Below are 17323 nucleotides of genomic sequence, written 5' to 3' on the forward strand. Positions count from 1 at the left end.
GCTCCCCATGCAGCCACCCTCCGCCGATTGCAGGTGAAAGATGAGCCATCCCCCGCGCATCGACTCTCATATGCATGTCTGGCAGCTGTCGCGCGGGGACTACGGCTGGCTGACCCCTGACCTTCCTGTCATCTACCGCGACTTCACGGTTGAGGACGTCCGAGCATCCTGGGAACAGGCTGGCATCGATTACGCGATCCTGGTTCAGGCGGCTCCCACCCTTGACGAAACACGCTATCTTCTATCGGTCGCGGAGAGCGAGCCTAGGATCAAAGGCGTTGTCGGCTGGGTCGACATGCTGGCACCTGATGCTGTGGACCAGCTTGAACGCTTGGCATCCAACAAGCTGCTTCGGGGTATCCGCCCCATGCTGCAGGACATCCCGGACGATGGCTGGATGCTCACGGCCGAGTTGACTCCCGTCTACAGGGCACTTGTCGATCTCGGCCTGTGCTTCGATGCGCTTGTCCTCCCGCAACACCTGCCCAATCTCCTGCGGCTGATCGAGCGCCACCCGGATTTGAGGATTGTCATCGACCATGGCGCCAAGCCGCCGATCGGTGAGCACCTGGGCTCCTGGCAGAGGGATCTGGCCCAGCTGGCCGATATCCCTCATGTGCATTGCAAATTGTCCGGCCTTGTGACCGAGTGCCGAGGGCAGACATCAAAAGCGGCTCTCAAGCCTGTCTCCCAAGCGCTTCTCGCTCTGTTTGGGCCAGAGCGGCTGATGTTCGGCAGCGACTGGCCAGTTTGCACCTTGCGCAGCAGCTATGTTCAATGGTGGCAATTGGCGCAGGAACTCACCACCCATCTGCCTCCGGAGCACAAGAGCGCCGTTTTTGGAGGCACCGCTCAACGATTCTACGGATTGCCTTGAAGGCTGAACCCGGGCTCTGACATACGCCATCAGCTTATCGTATGTCAGAGCCCGGAGGGTGTTGCTTCTACAGCGAGACGCGTCTGGGATGCAAGGCGGATGGGAGCATTCGCGGCGCCGTAACCCCGGTAATCCCGTCGTTCCACGATCTCGAAGAAGAACCCGCTTTCCAGGGTTTTTGTATAAGCCTGGAAATACTCGGCTCCGCCCTCCCGATCATACAGGATGTTGTTGGCGCGCAGCCGCTCCACATCCTCGGCAGAGAGATCAGTTCTCACCTCGAGATCATCGTAATAGTTCTCCGGGATCGGCAGAAGATCGACACCTCGCTCCTTGAGGCGCTCGACGGTGCTGTAGATATTCTCGGTCGCAAGCGCGATGTGCTGGATGCCCGACCCGAAGAGCTCATTCAGAAACCGTGACGACAGGGTGCGCTGGCTTTGGGAGGAATTGAGGATCAGGCGAAGGGAGCCGTCATGGGTCTCTATGGCCTGACTTTGCACCACTCCGCCAGGGTCGATCACCGCCTGAACCGGCGTTTTCCGAACATCAAGAAGGGATGTGTAGAACAAGAGCCAGGTCAGCATCTCCTCATAATGCATCGACTGGGAAACATGGTCGACCGACGTCAGCCCGGCACCGACATAGTCGTCTGCAGCGACTGGCTCGAAATCGACCTCCCATAGTCGGTCCAGCCCCGACTTCTGATCGACGAAGTACAGAAGGCTGCCGCCAAGACCGCGAACGGCCGGTATGTTCATCTCGCCCGGCCCCACCGGCTGCTGAAAGGGCTGATCGAGGAGCGTGCCGGCGCGGTCGACAGTCCCTGGCGCATCATCGACACGCAGAGCCAAGGCGCAGATGGCGGTGCCATGCGTGATGTTGAAGGAATGGGCGAAGCCTTTCTTGTCGGCATTCACGACAACGTTGATGTCGCCCTGCCGCCAGCGGGTCACCGCCTTCGAGCGGTGAAGGCCTGCTTTCTGAAAGCCGAGACCGCTTAAGGTATGCTCCAATCCAACGGCGCTCCGCTCGTCCACGGCGAATTCGACGAACTCGACACCGGAGCAAAGGGCCTTGGGCGGGAGAGCGTCGACATCGGGAAGAGCCGCGCCTGTGCGCCGACGGAGTTCGTCGAGCATGCCGATCAGGGAGCGTTGACCATCAACGGCGACGCTGCGCGTGGAACCCGCCCGGAAGCGGTCGTTGAAGATTTCGAGGGACAGGAGCCCGTCGAATCCTGTCGCATGAAGCGCGTCCATGAAATCCTCGATGGGCAGGTCGCCCTGTCCCGGAAAGCAGCGGTAATGCCGGCTCCAGGACAGGTAGTCCATGTCGAGTTTCGGCGCATCGGCCATCTGCACGAGGAAGATCTTGTCCGGCGGGATGGATCGGATCGCCGAAAGGCCCGTTCCCCGTGCCAGCACATGGAAGGAGTCGAGCACCAGTCCGACAGCCGGATGGTTCGCACGCCGCACGACTTCCCATGAATCGCGATAATCGTGGATGTGCCGCCCCCAGGAGAGCGCCTCGAAGGCCACGCGCAAGCCCCGCCTGGCGGCACGTTCGCCAAGTTCATGGAAATCCGCAGCGGCGCGCTCGATCCCGCCGAGCGAGTCCGGGGAGACATTGCTGCACACCATCAGGAGGTCGCAGCCGAGTTCCTGCATAACATCGAACTTGCGCTCGGCGCGGGCGAATACCTTCGAGCGCTGCGGCTCGGGCATGCCTTCGAAGTCACGGAACGGCTGGAAGGTGATCGTCTCGAGCCCGAGCCCTTCGATCATGCGCCGGGCATCCGCCGGGGTGCCGTTGAAGGAGAGAAGATCGTTCTCGAAGATCTCCACGCCCTTGAACTGCGCGGCCGCGATGGCCTCAATCTTCTCGGTCAGGGTGCCGCTCAGGCAGACGGTGGCGATGGCGGTGCGCATGCTCGTCGGTCCGTTTCCTCGGTTGTGGTCGGGAGCCTGTGCCGATCCGGCCGGCTCCTTCTCGTGTCAGCTGATGGTTCCGGTCGCCAGCGCATGCTCGACGCCCCCGGCTACGTGGCGCCTCAGCACCTCGCAGGCGCGCGCGGCGTCTCGCGCCAGGGCGCATTCCAGAAGCTCGGCATGTTCACTGGCGGCAATGTCGCCGCGATAGCTCAGGGCAATCATCTGATAGCGCAGATACTTGTCGAAGACCGCCGCATGGTTGTCGATCAGCATCGCCGACCCGCAGGCGGAGATGAGTGCCTGATGGAACTGCCAGTCGTAGCGCTTCCATTCCTCGGTATGGGATCTGTCCCCTTGGGCCATCCGCTCTTCCATTCGGGCGAGCCGGTGGTGGGCGGCCACGACACGACCTTCCCATTCCATGTCGCCGGCCCGGAACGACTGCTCCAGAGCCCGGCATTCGAGAAGCTGCCGCAGCGCGGCGATCTCCCTCAGGTTCGCAATCGACACGGGAGCTACCTCGAAGCCCTTCTGGCCCTCGGCCACCACGAGCCGCTCGGACTGAAGGCGGTTCAGGATCTCGCGAAGCGTGCTGACGCTGGCGCCGTAATCCGCCTTGAGGCGTTCAAGCTTCAGCTTCTTGCCGGGCGCCAAGCGGCCGAACACGATATCGGACCGGATCTTCTGGTAGGCACTTTCCCCGACTGTGCCGGATTGCGGGATCGCGAGCGTATCGTCTGTCATGTCAGCGCCCCGCTCTCCAGCGTGTAGGCCACGCATCCGTTCACATGCTGTGTGAGCACCGTGCAGGCTTTCTCGGCATTGCGCGTCAGGGCGCAATCGAGCAACGTTCGGTGCTCCTCCGCGGCGATCTCCCCACGGAAGACGACAGCCACCATCTGGTAGCGCAGATACTGGTCGAAGACGCCGCCATAGAGGTCGAGCAGAGTCTGTGAGCCGCAGGCCTCGATCAGGGTCTGATGGAACTCACGGTCGTAGCGCTTCCAGAGCTCCATTCCTTTTTGGTCCCCGGCCAGCATCCGCCGCTCCATGAAGGCAAGCTTGTGATGAGCAGCCACGACCCGGCTTTCCCACTCCAGATCGCCAGCCGTGAAGGACAGGGGCAGCGCGTAGGTCTCAAGCAGCAGCCGCATCGCCGCGACATCCTCGAAACCCGCCGGAGAGACGGGCGCGACCCGAAAACCCCGTTGGCCCTCGGCGATGACCAGTCCCTCCGAAGAGAGCCGACTCAGGATTTCCCGCAGGGTGCTGACGCTTGCTCCATAGGCTTCAGCGAGCCGGTCGAGCCGCAGGCGCAGCCCGGGGGCCAAGCGCCCGAAGACGACGTCGCCCCGGATGCGGTCATAGGCACGATCCGCAATGGATGTGGCCATCAATTCGATGCTCATCGGGCTTTTGCCTTCTCCTGAGCCAGCATGGAGACCCCTCCAGGAACGCTCTACCCCTTCAGATAGAGGCAGAAGCATATGTTAGAATGCAAAATATCATATGATTTCAGTAATGCCTATTGATTTTGCAAAAATCGGAGCGGATAGTGCCCTCAAGACGCAGGGTCATGCGCAGCAATTTGAAGGAGAGGAAACCATGGGATTTGATATCAATCGGCGTGTCCTGATGGCTGCGGGTGCAGCCCTTCTGACGTGGGGCACGGCTGGCCCGGCCGCCGCACAAGCTCCCACGAACCTGAGATTTTCGGCCGTGTTCTCGGAGCAGGACATCCGGGCGAACATGATGAAGCAGTTCGGTGAGGAGGTGAAAGCCCAGGGCTTCCACCTTCAGCCTTATTATGGCGGCACCCTGTTCAAGCAGGGCACCGAGCTTGTTGCCATGCAGCGCGGCAACCTCGAGATGGGCAACATCGCCCCGCAGGACATCTCGAACCAGATTCCGGAATGGTCCATCGTCACCTCGGCTTATCTGTTCCGTGATGCGGACCACCTGAAGAAGGTGTTTGCCAGCGATGTGGGCCAACAGCTGAAGAAGATGGCCTCGGAGAAGCTCGGCATCCACATCCTCGGCCCCACCTATTTCGGCGCCCGCCACGTGGGCCTGAAGCCCAACAAGAAGATCAACAAGCCTGAGGATCTGGCCGGCATCAAGCTGCGCATGCCGGGCGGCGATGCCTGGCAGTTCCTCGGACAGTCCCTAGGTGCGAACCCCACGCCGATGGCCTACGCGGAGGTCTATACGGGACTGCAGACCGGTGCCATCGACGGGCAGGACAACCCGCTGCCGAACGTGCAGAACATGAAGTTCTATGAGGTGATGTCGCAGATCGCCCTCACCTCCCACCTCGTCGGCTTCGATCTTCTGGCCGTATCCAACAAGGTATGGGATTCCCTCTCGCCGGAGAAGAAGGCAACCTTCCAGGCCGCCGCCGACAAGGCGATCGAGTGGAGCACGCAGGAGCACCTGAAGCAGGAGGCACAGCTCGCAACCTCGTTCAAGGAGCGAGGGCTCGAGGTCTATACTCCCGACCTGAAGGCCTTCCGCGACTTCGCGCAGAAAAAGTATCTGGCCTCCGATCTCGCAAAGAACTGGCCGGCGGGCATGCTGGACAAGATCAACGCGATGTAAGGTGAATGCCTCGGGCGCCGGGCGCATCATCCCGGCGGCCCTCTTTTCATGGACGCTCTTTGCCTTCTCGCGAAGGAACACCTTTCATGACCCCGTCATTGCGGACAATCGGCTCCTGGCTCGCGCGTCGCGCGGAGAATGTTGCGGCCGTCATGCTGGGCACGATGTTCCTGGCTTTCCTCCTGCAGATCGTCTTTCGGTATGTTCTGGGCCTCCCGATCGGCTGGACGCACGAAATCAGCGTGATCCTCTGGATCTGGCTCGTGCTGTGGGGCGCCTCGTTCGTCATCACGGAACGCGAGGAGATCCGCTTCGACATCATCTACGGAGCCGTGGGGCCCGGTCCTCGCCGCGTGATGATGCTGATCACCGCCGTGGTGCTGATCGCGCTCTATTCGCTCTCGTTTCCGGCGGTCCTCGACTACGTAACCTTCATGAAGGTGGAGAAGACGAGCTATCTCAAGATCCGCTTCGACTGGCTGTTCTCGATCTACATCGTGTTCGCCGCAGCCACGATCATCCGCTACATCTGGCTCGCCTGGCAGGCGCTCCGAGGCGTTGAACCGGACGAGTTCGATCCCACCAAGGCGAGTTCCGGCGTATGAACCTGACAAGCCCCTTTTCGCTCGCCCTCGTCGCCATCACGGTGCTCGCCTTCCTCGGGCTGCCCATCGGCCATTCGATGATCGCGGGCTCCATCCTCTACCTGCTGCTTGCAGGATTGGACATGGGAACCGCCGCCGAGCAACTGCTCAACGGCATGTATTCCAACTACATCATCCTGTCGGTGCCCCTGTTCATCCTGGCGGCGGAATTCATGAACATCGGCAGCATGACCGATCGGCTCATGACCTTCTGCAATGCCCTGGTGGGGCGGTTCCGCGGCGGTCTCGCCCAGGTCAATATCCTGCAGAGCATCATCTTCGCCGGCATGTCCGGCTCGGCCATCGCAGATGCCGCCGGCACAGGGCGCATGATGCAGGCCATGATGACCCGCGACGGGCGCTATACGCGGAGCTACGCGGCGGCCACGACTGCCGTCTCGTCCGTGATCGGGCCGATCATCCCGCCGTCCATACCGATGGTGCTCTATGCCCTCGTGTCCGACGCGTCCATCGGCTTCCTGTTTCTCGGCGGCGTCATCCCGGGGCTGCTGATGGCGCTGGGCCAGATGATCATCGTGGCCATCACGGCGCGCCGCAGGAACTTCCCTGTCGAGAAGCCGGTGCCCCTGCGCAAGCTGCCGCGGATCACCTGGAACGCCTTTCCCTCCCTGATGATGCCGGTCGTTCTGCTCGGCGGCATCTACAGCGGCGTGATGACCCCTACCGAAGCCGCCGCCGTGGCAGCGGCCTATGCCCTTCTCATCTCGGCCGGACTTTACCGCAGCGTGAGTTGGCGCAGCTTCTACAAATCGCTTGCGATCAGCGCTCGTACGAGCGTGTCGATCGGCATGCTGATCGCGGGCTCGCTCGTGTTCAACTATGTCGTCACCGTGGAGAACATTCCGGAAAGCGTGAAGACCCTGCTCGCAAGCTGGGACCTGTCACCGGTCGGCTTTCTGATCTTCGTCAATGTCCTGCTGCTTCTCTTAGGGTGTGTGCTGGAGGGAACGGCGATCCTGCTCATCGTGGTTCCGGTGTTTATACCGACAGCGCAGGCCCTTGGCATCGACCTCGTGCATTTCGGCGTGGTGGTCGTCATCAACATCATGATCGGGCTGATTACGCCGCCCTACGGGCTGCTGCTGTTCATCATGACGAACATCTCAGGGGCACCGCTGCGCGCCATCGTAAGGGACGTGATGCCGTTCCTCTTTGCGATGCTGGCCGCTCTGGCGATCCTGACCTTCGTGCCCGAAACCGTCCTCTGGCTGCCCCGCCTTTTCGGCTACCAAGGATGAGCCTGCTCCCCTTCAGAGACAGATATCAATGAGCAAGCCGATCTACATTCTCAACGGGCCCAATCTCAACCGCCTCGGAACACGCGAACCCGAGATCTACGGGCGAACGACTTTGGCCGGAGTGGAGGCCATGTGCCGGGAGGCCGCCCCGGATCATCCCATCGTCTTCCGTCAGTCGAACCGGGAGTACGAGATCATCGAATGGGTGCACGAGGCCATCGACGAGGGCAGCGGCATCATCATCAACCCGGCCGCGTTCACCTTCACCTCCATGGCCATCATGGATGCCCTGAAGATGTTTTCAGGCCCCCTTATCGAACTGCACATTTCGAACATCCACAAGCGTGAGCAGATCTATCACAAGTCCTACGTCTCCCCGGTAGCGACTGCGGTCATCGCAGGCCTTGGCACCAGGGGCTACCCAATTGCGGTAGGAGCCATGCTCGACATGATCGGCACCCTTCCGGCGAAGGCTTGAAACCCATGGCAAGGGTCCCTTCACCTGAACCACACTCCCCGGCTGGTGAAGATTCAGGGTCATGGCGCCATCCGTCCCTCCTCGTAGGATTGGTGGGCACCGGCATTCAGGCCTCCCGGACGCCTGCCCTCCACGAGCGGGAAGGCGCAATGCAGGGTTTGCGCTACGTCTACAAGCTGATTGACCTGGAGGCGCTAGGCCTCGATGCAGGTGCGCTCCCGGAGATCCTCACGGCCGCTCAGCGCTTCGGCTTCGCCGGGCTTAACATCACGCATCCCTGCAAGCAGGCCGTGATTCCGCTTCTCGACGAGCTGTCGCCCGATGCGGAAGCGCTCGGGGCCGTGAACACGGTCGTGCTGAAGGACGGCCGTCGCACTGGCCACAATACCGATTGGTGGGGCTTCGCCGAGAGCTTCAGGCGCGAACTGGAGGACGTGCGCCGCGACCGGGTCGTCCAGTTCGGCGCCGGCGGCGCGGGCGCGGCGGTCGCCCATGCCCTTCTCACCCTTGGCACGGGCGAAGTCGTTATCATCGACACAGATGAGGCCCGGTCCAGAGATCTCGCCGCCGCCCTATGTGAACGGTTCGGCAAAGGCCGCGCCTCCTCCGGCAGTTCGCCCGAAGAGGCACTGAGTTCGGCCGATGGCATGGTCAACACAACACCTCTGGGCATGGCAAAGTACCCCGGCATGGCGATCCCTCCAGACCTCCTGCGCTCCGACCTATGGATTGCCGACATCGTTTATTTCCCGCTTGAAACGGAGCTGCTGCGCCAGGCCCGTATCCGCGGCTGCCGCACCATGTCAGGTGGCGGCATGGCTGTCTTTCAGGCCATCGGGGCGTTCCAGCACTTTACAGGCCTGGAGGCGAATACGGAGCGGATGCTCCGTCACTTCAGCGAGATGTAGACGCAAATTCGAAACCGAGGCCGAGAATGCCCCCGAACCGACAGCCACGGCTGTGACGAGGCGCTTCATGCGCGGGCTCAAGAGTCCAGCGCATTAGCCTGCAAGGCCCAGCAAAGCCACACGTGTGATCCTCTGCTCAGTGACTTGGCTTCAGCCCGCAATGAGATTCGGATCCTTTCCATGAGGAACATTCAACTTCCTGACGTCGGCGTTACGATGGCGCTCGTGGCCAACCTGCAGGCGAGCCTGCCGGACTTCGGCCGCATCATCGATCAGTGCGGGCATCCGGGCCCCGCCTTGCGGAAGCTTGGTCTTGTCCATTGGGAGAATGGACGCTTCGATACGGCAGCCCGAAGCTTTGAGGCCGCCCTCTCTCTCACGCCCAGAGATCCTGACCTCTGGCGCGATCTGGCAAGCGTCTACAGCGGCTCAGATCGCGACGAGCAGGCGCTGACGGCGATACGGACGTCCCTTGAGATCAATCCGTACAACGCACAATCCTGGCAGACGCTCGCCAGCGTGGCGGACCGGCTGGACGATATCGAAACGGCGGAAGACGCATACCGTCGCACGGCCGCTCTCAATCCGGAAGCCGCCGCTGCCCATCTTGGGCTTGGCCTTCTGATGTTCAGGAAAAAGCTCTACCAAGAGGCCCTGGCGGCCGTGCGGACGTCTATCGCGATCGATCCCGTCAACGGCTTGGCCCATTACGCCCTCGGGCACCTGTGCTTCATAGCATCTGAATTCGCGGACTGCGCCAGAGCGTTCGACGAGGCGGCACGGCTCACGTTGCCGCTCGATGCGGCAGCCCGGCAGAAGCGGGCGCGGGCCACGACATTCCAGGCTATGATCGAAGGCCGCGTTGAGGAGGCCCTTCGAGACTACAACGAGATTGCAGGCGAGGACCACGAGGATCTCGACATTATTAAGCGGGACGCCTTTTCCGTTCTCAGTGCCTCTGGTCACCTTGAAGCGGCCGCCGAGATCGGCCGGATGCGGCTTGCCGAGAAGCCCGACGACCCGGTCCGGCGCTATCTGCTCGATGCCGTCCTCGGGCGGAGCATGACGGCCGCACCTGCGGAGTACATTGAAACCTACTTCGATCAGTTCGCGCCACAGTTCGACAATAAACTGCTCGCGACACTCCAATACGATGGCCCGCGCCAGATGACGAATCTGGTGGCAAGGCACCGGACCGGCTTTAAGCACATGCTCGATTTGGGATGCGGCACCGGACTTGCCGCTGCGGAACTGCTGCCCCTCGGCCCGACCCTGACCGGCGTCGACATCTCGTCAGGCATGCTGGCCGAGGCGGCCAATCGCGGTGGATACACCGAGCTTGTCAAATCGGAGGCTGTGGCCTATCTCAAGGCGACGCCCAACCGCTTCGATCTCATCTTCGCCGCGGATTCGCTGATCTATTTTGGTGATCTCGGACCGCTCCTGCGCGCCGCGGCCGGTGCAATGGTGCAAGGGGGCCTGTTCGCCTTGAGCATCGAGGTCACCGCGGGAGACGGCTTCACGCTGCAGCCCTCCGGTCGTTTCGCCCACTCCCTTGAGTATCTCAAGACAGCAGCCGACGACTTCACCATCCTGGAGACTATGGAAAGCGACATTCGGCTCGAGGCAGGGCGGCCGGTGGCCGGTCTCTACGTCATCATGGAAAGACGTTGACGACGCGGGGCCGACCGATCGAGGCTCTCTTCAAAGGTATTCGCCCTATCCACTAGTAGGCCGGGGCGCCCCGAGCAGGTCTCGTCGATCAAAATCTTGACGTGGATTGCCTCAATACCGGCGCCGGTGCCGATGCGGGGCGGCGGCTGGCCAAGGCCCTGCAGGAAACCACGATTCAGGACACTGTTTATTTACGTGTTCTCACAGCCGGACAGATGCCTGACACCGGCCTCAGTCCTTGACATTACCGCCCCGGTGCAGCCCGGGACGTCATTCGGCAGCGATCCTTGAACGCGCGGTTGAGGGAGCGTGTGGTGGGACCGCGGGCACTGCTGTATCGAAGTCACTCGGCACGGGCTCGTCCTTCGGACCGATGAAGCGGCTGAACAGGCGGCTAAACAGACGCGATAGGTCGTCCATGAGGATGAAGAAGGCTGGCACGAACACCAGCGACAGCAAGGTTGAAACGATCAGTCCCCCGATCACCGCGATTGCCATCGGGGCACGGAATTCGCCGCCTGCACCCAGCGCCAGCGCGCTCGGCAGCATGCCGGCAGCCATGGCGATCGTGGTCATGACGATCGGCCGCGCCCGCTTGCGTCCGGCATCGATGATGGCGGTTTTGCGGTCCACACCCCTGGCCACCTCCTCGATGGCGAAGTCGACCAACATGATCGCGTTCTTGGTCACGATGCCCATCAGCATCAGGAAGCCGATCACCACCGGCAGGCTAATCGCTTTCTGCGTGATCACCAGCGCCATGATCGCGCCGCCGATCGACAAGGGCAGCGAGAGCAGGATCGTGAACGGCTGCAGGAAGTTGGCGAACAGCAGGATCAGCACGCCCAGCACCATCATGATACCGGCTCCCATGGCCTTGCCGAACGAGGTGAAGACCTCCGTCATGACCTCGGCGTCACCCGTCTGCTTGATGGTTACGCCCGGCGGGAGATTCTTGGCCGTCGGCAGGCTGTAGATGGCCTCCAGAACCTCACCGAGTGCATCCGTGCCCCGCATGTCGGCCTCAAGCGCGACGCGCAAGGAGCGGTCGTAGCGATCGATCGAGGTCGGCCCCTGCCCGAAAGAAATATCGGCGACGGCCGAGAGCGGGACGGCGGCGCCGCTTTTGGTCGGGACCTTAAGGATATCGATCAGCGCGCGGTCGCCGCGCACCGCCTCCGGCAACTGGACGCGGATCGGGATCTGCCGGTCGCCGGCATTGAACTTGGCGAGATTGGCTCCGACATCTCCGATCGTCGCAACCCGCACCGTCTCGGACAGCACGTCGGTCGACACTCCGAGCTCCGCCGCCAAGTCCGGCTTCGGGCTGATGCGGATCTCGGGCCGGTTGAGCGGCGCCGTCGACATGGGGTTCTCAACGGTCGGAATGCTCGCCATCTCGCGCTGGAGCTTGGCCGCGGTCTCGATCACCACATCCTGGTCGGGTCCGCTGACGATGAGCTGAAGCCCGCGTTGTCCGCCCTCGCCGAGGACGAAGAAGCGGATATCCGGCACATCGCGGAACTCGTCGACAATACGCCCCTCGAACTGGCGCTGCCGCAGGGACCGTTCCTCCTTCGGGACGAGGTTTACCGTGAAGGTTGCCAGGCGCACCTCCTTCTTGCCGGGAAGCTGAAGGCCGCCGTTCACGAATACCGACTTGACCTCGGGCATGGCACGCAGGCGCTCCGCGATCCTGTCGCTCACCTGCTGCGTGTCGTTCAGTTTCGATCCCGGCGGCAGCTCGGCCACAAAGAGGGAGCGGGAGATATCCTCCTCCGGCAGGAACGCCGACGGCAGGAGATTGGTCGACCAGAGCGATGCTCCGAAGATGCAGAGCCCCAGGATGAAAGTGATAAACTTGTGCCGGACAGACCAGCCCACCAGGCGGGTGTAGGCCCGCATGATGAACCCGTCCTTCTGCTCGACCTGTTTGTGAGGCCGCATGAAATAGGCCGCCAGCATCGGCGTTACCAACCGGGCCACCAGAAGCGAGATCAGGACTGCGGCCGCGACGGTGAGGCCGAACTGCTTGAAGTACTGCCCGGCGATTCCACCCATGAAGCTGACCGGGGCGAACACGGCAACGATGGTGAACGTGATCGCAATCACCGCCAGGCCGATCTCGTCTGCTCCTTCGAGCGCGGCACGATAAGGCGACTTGCCCATGTGCATGTGGCGCACGATGTTCTCGATCTCGACGATGGCATCGTCGACCAGGATGCCCGTGACCAGGGTCAGCGCCAGGAGGCTCACCAGGTTGAGCGAGAAGCCCATGGTGCTCATGATCCAGAACGTGGGCAGCACCGAGAGCGGCAAGGCCAGGGACGCGATCAGGGTGGCGCGCCAGTCGCGCAGGAAGATGAACACCACGATGACCGCCAGGATGGCACCCTCGATGAGCGTGTGCATGGCGGATTCGTAGTTACCGACCGTATAAGCGACGGTGTCGTCGATCAGGTCGAAACGCACATCCGGATGAGCCTGTCCCAGCTCGGCTACCTTGGAGGCGACGGCCTCGCCCACTGTCGCGTCGCTGGCGCCGGTTGCGCGCGTGACGGCGAAGGCGACGACCGGTTGACCGTTGAACCGTGCGAAGGTGCGCGGCTCTGCGGCGGTATCGGTGACGGCTGCCAGCTCATCGAGGCGAACCTTTCGATTGCCCGGGAGGGTGATACTCGTCGAAGAGAGGTCTTCAAGGGATTGCGCGGCACCCAGGGTCCGGATCGACTGCTCCTGCCCGCCAACCTCGCCGCGCCCGCCGGAAAGATCGACGCTGGTCAGGCGCAGCTGCCGATTGACGTCTGCGGCCGTGATGCCGAGCGCCAACAGGCGATCAAGCTTCAGCTCAATACGGATCTCACGCTCGACCCCGCCGACGCGTTCAACGCGCCCGACGCCCTGGACACTCTGAAGCTGGCGCGCCACCACATCGTCGACGAACCACGACAGCTCCTCCGGCGTCATGGCAGGGCCGGAGGCGGCATAGGTGACAATCGGCAGACCGGCGATGTCCAAGCGCTGAATGACGGGCTCGTCGATGGTACGTGGCAGGTCAGAGCGGATCTTGGCAACCGCATCCTTCACGTCATTGACCGCTCGATCCGAATTGATCTCAAGCCGGAACTCGATCGTCGTGGTCGAGATGCCTTCAGAGATCGTCGAGGTGATGTGCTTGACGCCGTTGACGCCGGCAACCGAGTCCTCAATCCGCTTGGTGACCTGGTTCTGGAGCTCGGATGGTGCGGCGCCGGCCTGCGTGACCGAGACCGTGACGAGCGGGACGTCGATGTTCGGGAACCGCGTGATCGGCAGCCCCTGGAAGCTGAAGATGCCCAGGATCATCAGCACGATGAACAGGACGAGGGACGGGATCGGCTTTCGGATCGCCCAGGCGGAGACGTTAAGTTGCATCACCGGACTCCTTCAGCCTGCGCCGACTCGGCCAGGACCGGCCGGACCACGTCACCGTCGCGCAGGAAGCTGCCGGCGCGGGTCACAACCAGGTCGCCAGTGCTGACACCCTCGACCTGGATGAAACCATCGGCCGAGAGGCCGGTGCGGACCTGGCGCGTCTCGATGCGGCCGTCAACCACGACTTGGACCGCTGCGCCTTTGGCGCTGTAGAGCACGGCGCTGAGCGGAACCGCCACCCCCCTGGTCCGGGCCAGTTCGACCGTGCCGCGGGCAAAGGCCCCGATCCGCAAGGCAGGATCCCGAGGCAGGGCGATCCGCACCCGACCGAGACGGGTGGTGCGATCGACCTCCGGGGAGATGTTGCGCACGCGGCCCTCGACCGCCCGGCCCTGGTCGATGCTCACCTGGGCGGGAGCGCCCTCGCGCAGGCGAACAAGCTGTGTCTCCGTCACTTCCCCTTCGAGTTCGATCTCGCCGTTCGCGATGATGCGGAACAGCGGGTCGGCTGCCGCCGTCGCAGTGGCGCCGACCTTGGCGTTCTTGCGGGAGATGATCCCTGCTTGGGGCGCTTTGATCGCGGCACGGGCGAGGCGAACTTGAATCTCCCGTTTCTGCGCCTCCTCAGACTGCCTTTCGGCTTCGGCGATGCGCAGTCCGTCGCGGGCGGCGGCAAGGCGCCCTTCCGCAGCCCGGGCGGCGGAGACCCGCTGCTCGAGCTGGGCTTCTGTCGTGTTGCCGCCTTTGATGAGCGAGCGCGTGCGCTCCAGGGCCTGAGCCGCCTCGACCTGCGCGGCCTCGGCCTGTACGATCTGGCTGCGGGCTTGAGCGACCCCTGCCTCCGCTCGGGCGAAGGAGGCGTTGTTACGGGCCAGCTCTGTTTCGAGAAGATCGGTCGCCAGACGGGCCAGAACCTGCCCCTTCGTGACGACATCCCCCTCTTCGACCAGAACCTCCGTGATGCGCAGACCCTCGAGTTCCGGGGCGACGAGGACCTCCTCGCGAGGAACAAGCGTTCCGGTGACCACCGCCCGCTCCGTGATCTCCCGTTCCGCGGTGCGCGTCACGGACACCGCGGGCGCAGGAGCGCCCTGCGGCTGCGCGGCCAACGTTGCCAGAGGGAGAAAGACCATGGCAGCCACCAAACTGTGCAACCTGCGCATCATGACACGCTTATCTCCGGCACCCGATGTCAGGTGCGTGTTAGGTTGATCTTCCCGGCAAAGGCCGACTCAATGACGGCCATCAGGCTTGAGACCCCACGCTCGGCATCCAGCGTGGCATCCACGGCCCGGCGCACGAAGAGGCCGTTGGCAATGGTCACGATCAAGGACGCGAGGGCTTCCAGGTCGACCTCCGGCGCAATAGCCCCATCTGCCTGTGCCTGTCGGAACAAGGCGCACATGCGCTCGCATATGTCTCTGTCGAACGCCTCCGACATAGCGGCAAACGACCGGTTGCGGGTAGCCTCCGCCCAGATCTCCAGGCACAGCACGGCCCGCTCCCGTGGCTCCTCGGCGAAATGCTTGTGGGCAATGGAGCGTAAGGAGGGCAGGAGCTCCCCCGGCCGGGATAATGCAGCGAAATCCTCGCCGATCCGGGCACGGTCCCTCTCGGCGAGAGCCAGAACGACTGCGTCCTTCGAGCCAAAGTAGCGGTAGAGATTGCCAGGGCTCATTCCAGCCTCGGCAGCCACATCCTGCATGGTGGTGCGGTGAAAACCGGACCGGACGAAGCAGCGCTCGGCGGCATTGAGGATCCGCGTCTGACGCTCAGCAGACGGGTCTGGTTTCCGGTCAAGGGAGGTTTGCTGATCTGCCAAGAGGGACAAAGTTCCAAAGTTGCGAGAATGAACGTTCATTCTCATTTATGCATCAGGGTGTGCAGGGTCAACCCACACCCTGATGGGTCTGACCAATGCGGACTGCATGACGCGCCCTCGAAGAAAGGCGGCAACTATGACTTGGCTGCTATGACTTGGCTGCGAGTTTGCTCATCACCGGCGATGAAATACTGGGCCGGCCTCCCTGGACTCTATTCTGTCGAAAGAAAGCTTGAGACGGTGCCATCAAGGTGCCCTTCGCTATGGCGCACCGACTGGATTGAATGCGGTATGTCTGCTCTGGGTCATCCAGCGGCGATCCCTGACTTCTGGTCTCTACCGCGCGATCTTCTCCACCGAGACTTCGTGCGTAGCCTGCCCCGTGCGCTCGAAGGATGTAATGTTCCCGATCGTCGTCTCGGCAATATTGGCCAGCGCCTCCTCCGTGAAGAACGCCTGGTGGCCTGTAATCAGCACGTTCGGAAAGGTCAGCAGCCGAGCGAATACATCGTCGCCGATGAAGCGTTGCGACAGGTCCTCGAAGAACAGATCCGCCTCCTCCTCGTAGACATCCAGACCGAGGTACCCGATGGTGCCGTCCTTAAGCCCCCGCAGAACCGCCCTGGTGTCGATCACCGCTCCGCGGCTTGTGTTGACCAGCATAACGCCACGCTTCATGCGCCCTAGAGCCTGCGCGTCGATGAGGTGATGCGTGGCGGGCGTCAGCGGACAATGCAAGGTGACGATGTCGGAAAGCGCAAGCAACTCCCCCAGCGGCACATAGCGCACGCCCATCTGCTCGCAGGCGGCACTGGGCTGCGGATCGTAGGCCAGAACCGTGCAGCCGAACCCCGTAAGAATCCGGCAGACCACCTCGCCGATCTTTCCCGTTCCCACCACGCCGGCCGTCTTGCCTGACAGATCGAAGCCGAGCAGCCCATCGAGGGCGAAGTTGCCCTCCCTGACCCGGTTGTAGGCACGATGGATGCTGCGGTTGAGGGTGAGAATGAGCGCGATCGTATGTTCGGCCACCGCGTGGGGCGAATAGGCCGGAACCCGTGCCACCGTGATGCCCTCACGTCGAGCCGCTTCCAGGTCGACATTGTTGAACCCGGCAGCGCGCAGGGCCACGAGCTTCACGCCCATGGACGCCAGACTGGCGAGGATATCCGAATTCACCTCATCATTGACAAACACGCATACGGCATCGGCGCTTCCGGCCAAGCCGCTCGTTGCGGCGGACAGACGGGCGTCGAGGAATGACAGAGAATGCCCGGCCGTAGCGTTCGCCTCCTCGAGAAAACGGCGATCATAGGGTTTTGTGCTGAACACGGTGACATGCACGAGCGACGCTCCTTCGGGCTGACGATCATGGACCTGACCTCCGTTGATATCGGGTCGGGCCTTGAGAGTAGATTATAGCGCCGCCTGGCTTTGGTGCAGTAAGCGCCCTGCTCCACGGAACTCCCGATGAGCCTCGGCCCTCACCGCGACTTACGGAAGCGGTTCACATTGATGGTCCACTGCGACGGCCAGAAGGCCAGGATGGCTACGATGGCGGCAATCAACAGGAGAGCCACCATCACCCGGACGACTCCGAAAATGGCGGCATCCTGCGCCACGAACCAGCCCGTCACAATTCCTGCGGAGATCAGAAGAAACCGGACAATCCAGCCGAACATGGCGTCCTCCACTCAATTCTCTCGGGATTCCCC

General features: G+C 62.6%; 15 protein-coding genes. 7 read left to right on the plus strand and 8 right to left on the minus strand.

All coding sequences use genetic code 11. The annotated features are described in order from the left end of the window. Nucleotides 1-40: 40 nt before the first annotated feature. On the plus strand, nt 41-877 hold the full coding sequence (locus MA07_RS14955; RefSeq protein ID WP_036352351.1) for an amidohydrolase family protein: 837 nt from the start codon (nt 41-43) through the stop codon (nt 875-877). A 44-nt stretch (nt 878-921) separates the two neighbouring features. On the opposite strand, the gene MA07_RS14960 is transcribed toward MA07_RS14955, so the two are convergent. The 3 genes from MA07_RS14960 to MA07_RS14970 all read right to left on the minus strand — a co-directional run bounded on the left by MA07_RS14960 (nt 922) and on the right by MA07_RS14970 (nt 4220). After that, a complete protein-coding gene (locus MA07_RS14960; protein WP_036352353.1) occupies nt 922-2808 on the minus strand; it encodes a sugar phosphate isomerase/epimerase and 4-hydroxyphenylpyruvate domain-containing protein in 1887 nt (628 codons plus the stop codon). A gap of 66 nt (nt 2809-2874) precedes the next feature. After that, complete coding sequence (locus MA07_RS14965) at nt 2875-3555, minus strand: FCD domain-containing protein (RefSeq protein WP_052003195.1); 681 nt, start codon at nt 3553-3555, stop codon at nt 2875-2877. Then, nucleotides 3552-4220 (minus strand): GntR family transcriptional regulator, encoded by a 669-nt coding sequence (locus tag MA07_RS14970; RefSeq protein WP_036352355.1) that lies wholly within the window; start codon nt 4218-4220, stop codon nt 3552-3554. Before MA07_RS14970 ends, MA07_RS14965 begins: the two co-directional genes overlap by 4 nt. A 196-nt stretch (nt 4221-4416) precedes the next feature. On the opposite strand from MA07_RS14970, the gene MA07_RS14975 reads away from it, so the two are divergent. The 6 genes from MA07_RS14975 to MA07_RS27860 all read left to right on the plus strand — a co-directional run bounded on the left by MA07_RS14975 (nt 4417) and on the right by MA07_RS27860 (nt 10372). Then, complete coding sequence (locus MA07_RS14975) at nt 4417-5409, plus strand: sialic acid TRAP transporter substrate-binding protein SiaP (RefSeq protein ID WP_036352356.1); 993 nt, start codon at nt 4417-4419, stop codon at nt 5407-5409. An 86-nt stretch (nt 5410-5495) separates the two neighbouring features. After that, nucleotides 5496-6014 (plus strand): TRAP transporter small permease subunit, encoded by a 519-nt coding sequence (locus MA07_RS14980; protein WP_036352358.1) that lies wholly within the window; start codon nt 5496-5498, stop codon nt 6012-6014. Continuing rightward, nucleotides 6011-7312 carry a TRAP transporter large permease gene (locus tag MA07_RS14985; protein WP_036352360.1) on the plus strand — a complete coding sequence of 434 codons (1302 nt, stop codon included), beginning with the start codon at nt 6011-6013 and terminating at the stop codon, nt 7310-7312. The genes MA07_RS14980 and MA07_RS14985 overlap by 4 nt, the downstream gene beginning before the upstream one ends. 28 nt (nt 7313-7340) lie before the next feature. Then, nucleotides 7341-7790, plus strand: a complete 450-nt coding sequence (locus tag MA07_RS14990; protein WP_036352362.1) for a type II 3-dehydroquinate dehydratase — start codon at nt 7341-7343, stop codon at nt 7788-7790. Between the two features lie 5 nt (nt 7791-7795). Continuing rightward, a complete protein-coding gene (locus MA07_RS14995; RefSeq protein WP_081928982.1) occupies nt 7796-8698 on the plus strand; it encodes a shikimate dehydrogenase in 903 nt (300 codons plus the stop codon). A 180-nt stretch (nt 8699-8878) separates the two neighbouring features. Next, entirely contained in the window at nt 8879-10372 is a 1494-nt protein-coding gene (locus tag MA07_RS27860; RefSeq protein ID WP_081928983.1) for a tetratricopeptide repeat protein, read from the plus strand. A 270-nt stretch (nt 10373-10642) separates the two neighbouring features. Here MA07_RS27860 and MA07_RS15005 read toward each other — a convergent pair whose 3' ends face one another. From MA07_RS15005 to MA07_RS15025, 5 genes are all read right to left on the minus strand, one after another. Next, nucleotides 10643-13786, minus strand: coding sequence for an efflux RND transporter permease subunit (locus tag MA07_RS15005; RefSeq protein WP_036352365.1), 3144 nt, complete (start codon nt 13784-13786; stop codon nt 10643-10645). Then, nucleotides 13786-14919, minus strand: a complete 1134-nt coding sequence (locus MA07_RS15010; protein ID WP_244445259.1) for an efflux RND transporter periplasmic adaptor subunit — start codon at nt 14917-14919, stop codon at nt 13786-13788. The genes MA07_RS15005 and MA07_RS15010 overlap by 1 nt, the downstream gene beginning before the upstream one ends. Nucleotides 14920-14978: 59 nt before the next feature. After that, the gene (locus MA07_RS15015; protein ID WP_036352512.1) at nt 14979-15608 is read right to left on the minus strand and encodes a TetR/AcrR family transcriptional regulator; all 630 of its coding nucleotides are present in this window, start codon (nt 15606-15608) and stop codon (nt 14979-14981) included. A gap of 336 nt (nt 15609-15944) precedes the next feature. Further along, nucleotides 15945-16952 carry a 2-hydroxyacid dehydrogenase gene (locus MA07_RS15020; RefSeq protein WP_036352367.1) on the minus strand — a complete coding sequence of 336 codons (1008 nt, stop codon included), beginning with the start codon at nt 16950-16952 and terminating at the stop codon, nt 15945-15947. A 140-nt stretch (nt 16953-17092) separates the two neighbouring features. Next, nucleotides 17093-17290 (minus strand): hypothetical protein, encoded by a 198-nt coding sequence (locus MA07_RS15025; protein ID WP_036352370.1) that lies wholly within the window; start codon nt 17288-17290, stop codon nt 17093-17095. Between the last annotated feature and the right edge of the window lie 33 nt (nt 17291-17323).

The organism is Microvirga sp. BSC39 (genome assembly GCF_000739015.1).
In the GTDB taxonomy this organism is placed as follows: domain Bacteria; phylum Pseudomonadota; class Alphaproteobacteria; order Rhizobiales; family Beijerinckiaceae; genus Microvirga.

What these genes read in the sequence shown, in the direction of transcription:
- MA07_RS14955 (WP_036352351.1), top strand. Translation starts at nt 41, where the DNA reads ATGAGCCATCCCCCGCGCATCGACTCTCATATGCATGTCTGGCAGCTG.
- MA07_RS14960 (WP_036352353.1), bottom strand. Translation starts at nt 2,808, where the DNA reads ATGCGCACCGCCATCGCCACCGTCTGCCTGAGCGGCACCCTGACCGAG.
- MA07_RS14965 (WP_052003195.1), bottom strand. Translation starts at nt 3,555, where the DNA reads ATGACAGACGATACGCTCGCGATCCCGCAATCCGGCACAGTCGGGGAA.
- MA07_RS14970 (WP_036352355.1), bottom strand. Translation starts at nt 4,220, where the DNA reads ATGAGCATCGAATTGATGGCCACATCCATTGCGGATCGTGCCTATGAC.
- MA07_RS14975 (WP_036352356.1), top strand. Translation starts at nt 4,417, where the DNA reads ATGGGATTTGATATCAATCGGCGTGTCCTGATGGCTGCGGGTGCAGCC.
- MA07_RS14980 (WP_036352358.1), top strand. Translation starts at nt 5,496, where the DNA reads ATGACCCCGTCATTGCGGACAATCGGCTCCTGGCTCGCGCGTCGCGCG.
- MA07_RS14985 (WP_036352360.1), top strand. Translation starts at nt 6,011, where the DNA reads ATGAACCTGACAAGCCCCTTTTCGCTCGCCCTCGTCGCCATCACGGTG.
- MA07_RS14990 (WP_036352362.1), top strand. Translation starts at nt 7,341, where the DNA reads ATGAGCAAGCCGATCTACATTCTCAACGGGCCCAATCTCAACCGCCTC.
- MA07_RS14995 (WP_081928982.1), top strand. Translation starts at nt 7,796, where the DNA reads ATGGCAAGGGTCCCTTCACCTGAACCACACTCCCCGGCTGGTGAAGAT.
- MA07_RS27860 (WP_081928983.1), top strand. Translation starts at nt 8,879, where the DNA reads ATGAGGAACATTCAACTTCCTGACGTCGGCGTTACGATGGCGCTCGTG.
- MA07_RS15005 (WP_036352365.1), bottom strand. Translation starts at nt 13,786, where the DNA reads ATGCAACTTAACGTCTCCGCCTGGGCGATCCGAAAGCCGATCCCGTCC.
- MA07_RS15010 (WP_244445259.1), bottom strand. Translation starts at nt 14,919, where the DNA reads ATGGTCTTTCTCCCTCTGGCAACGTTGGCCGCGCAGCCGCAGGGCGCT.
- MA07_RS15025 (WP_036352370.1), bottom strand. Translation starts at nt 17,290, where the DNA reads ATGTTCGGCTGGATTGTCCGGTTTCTTCTGATCTCCGCAGGAATTGTG.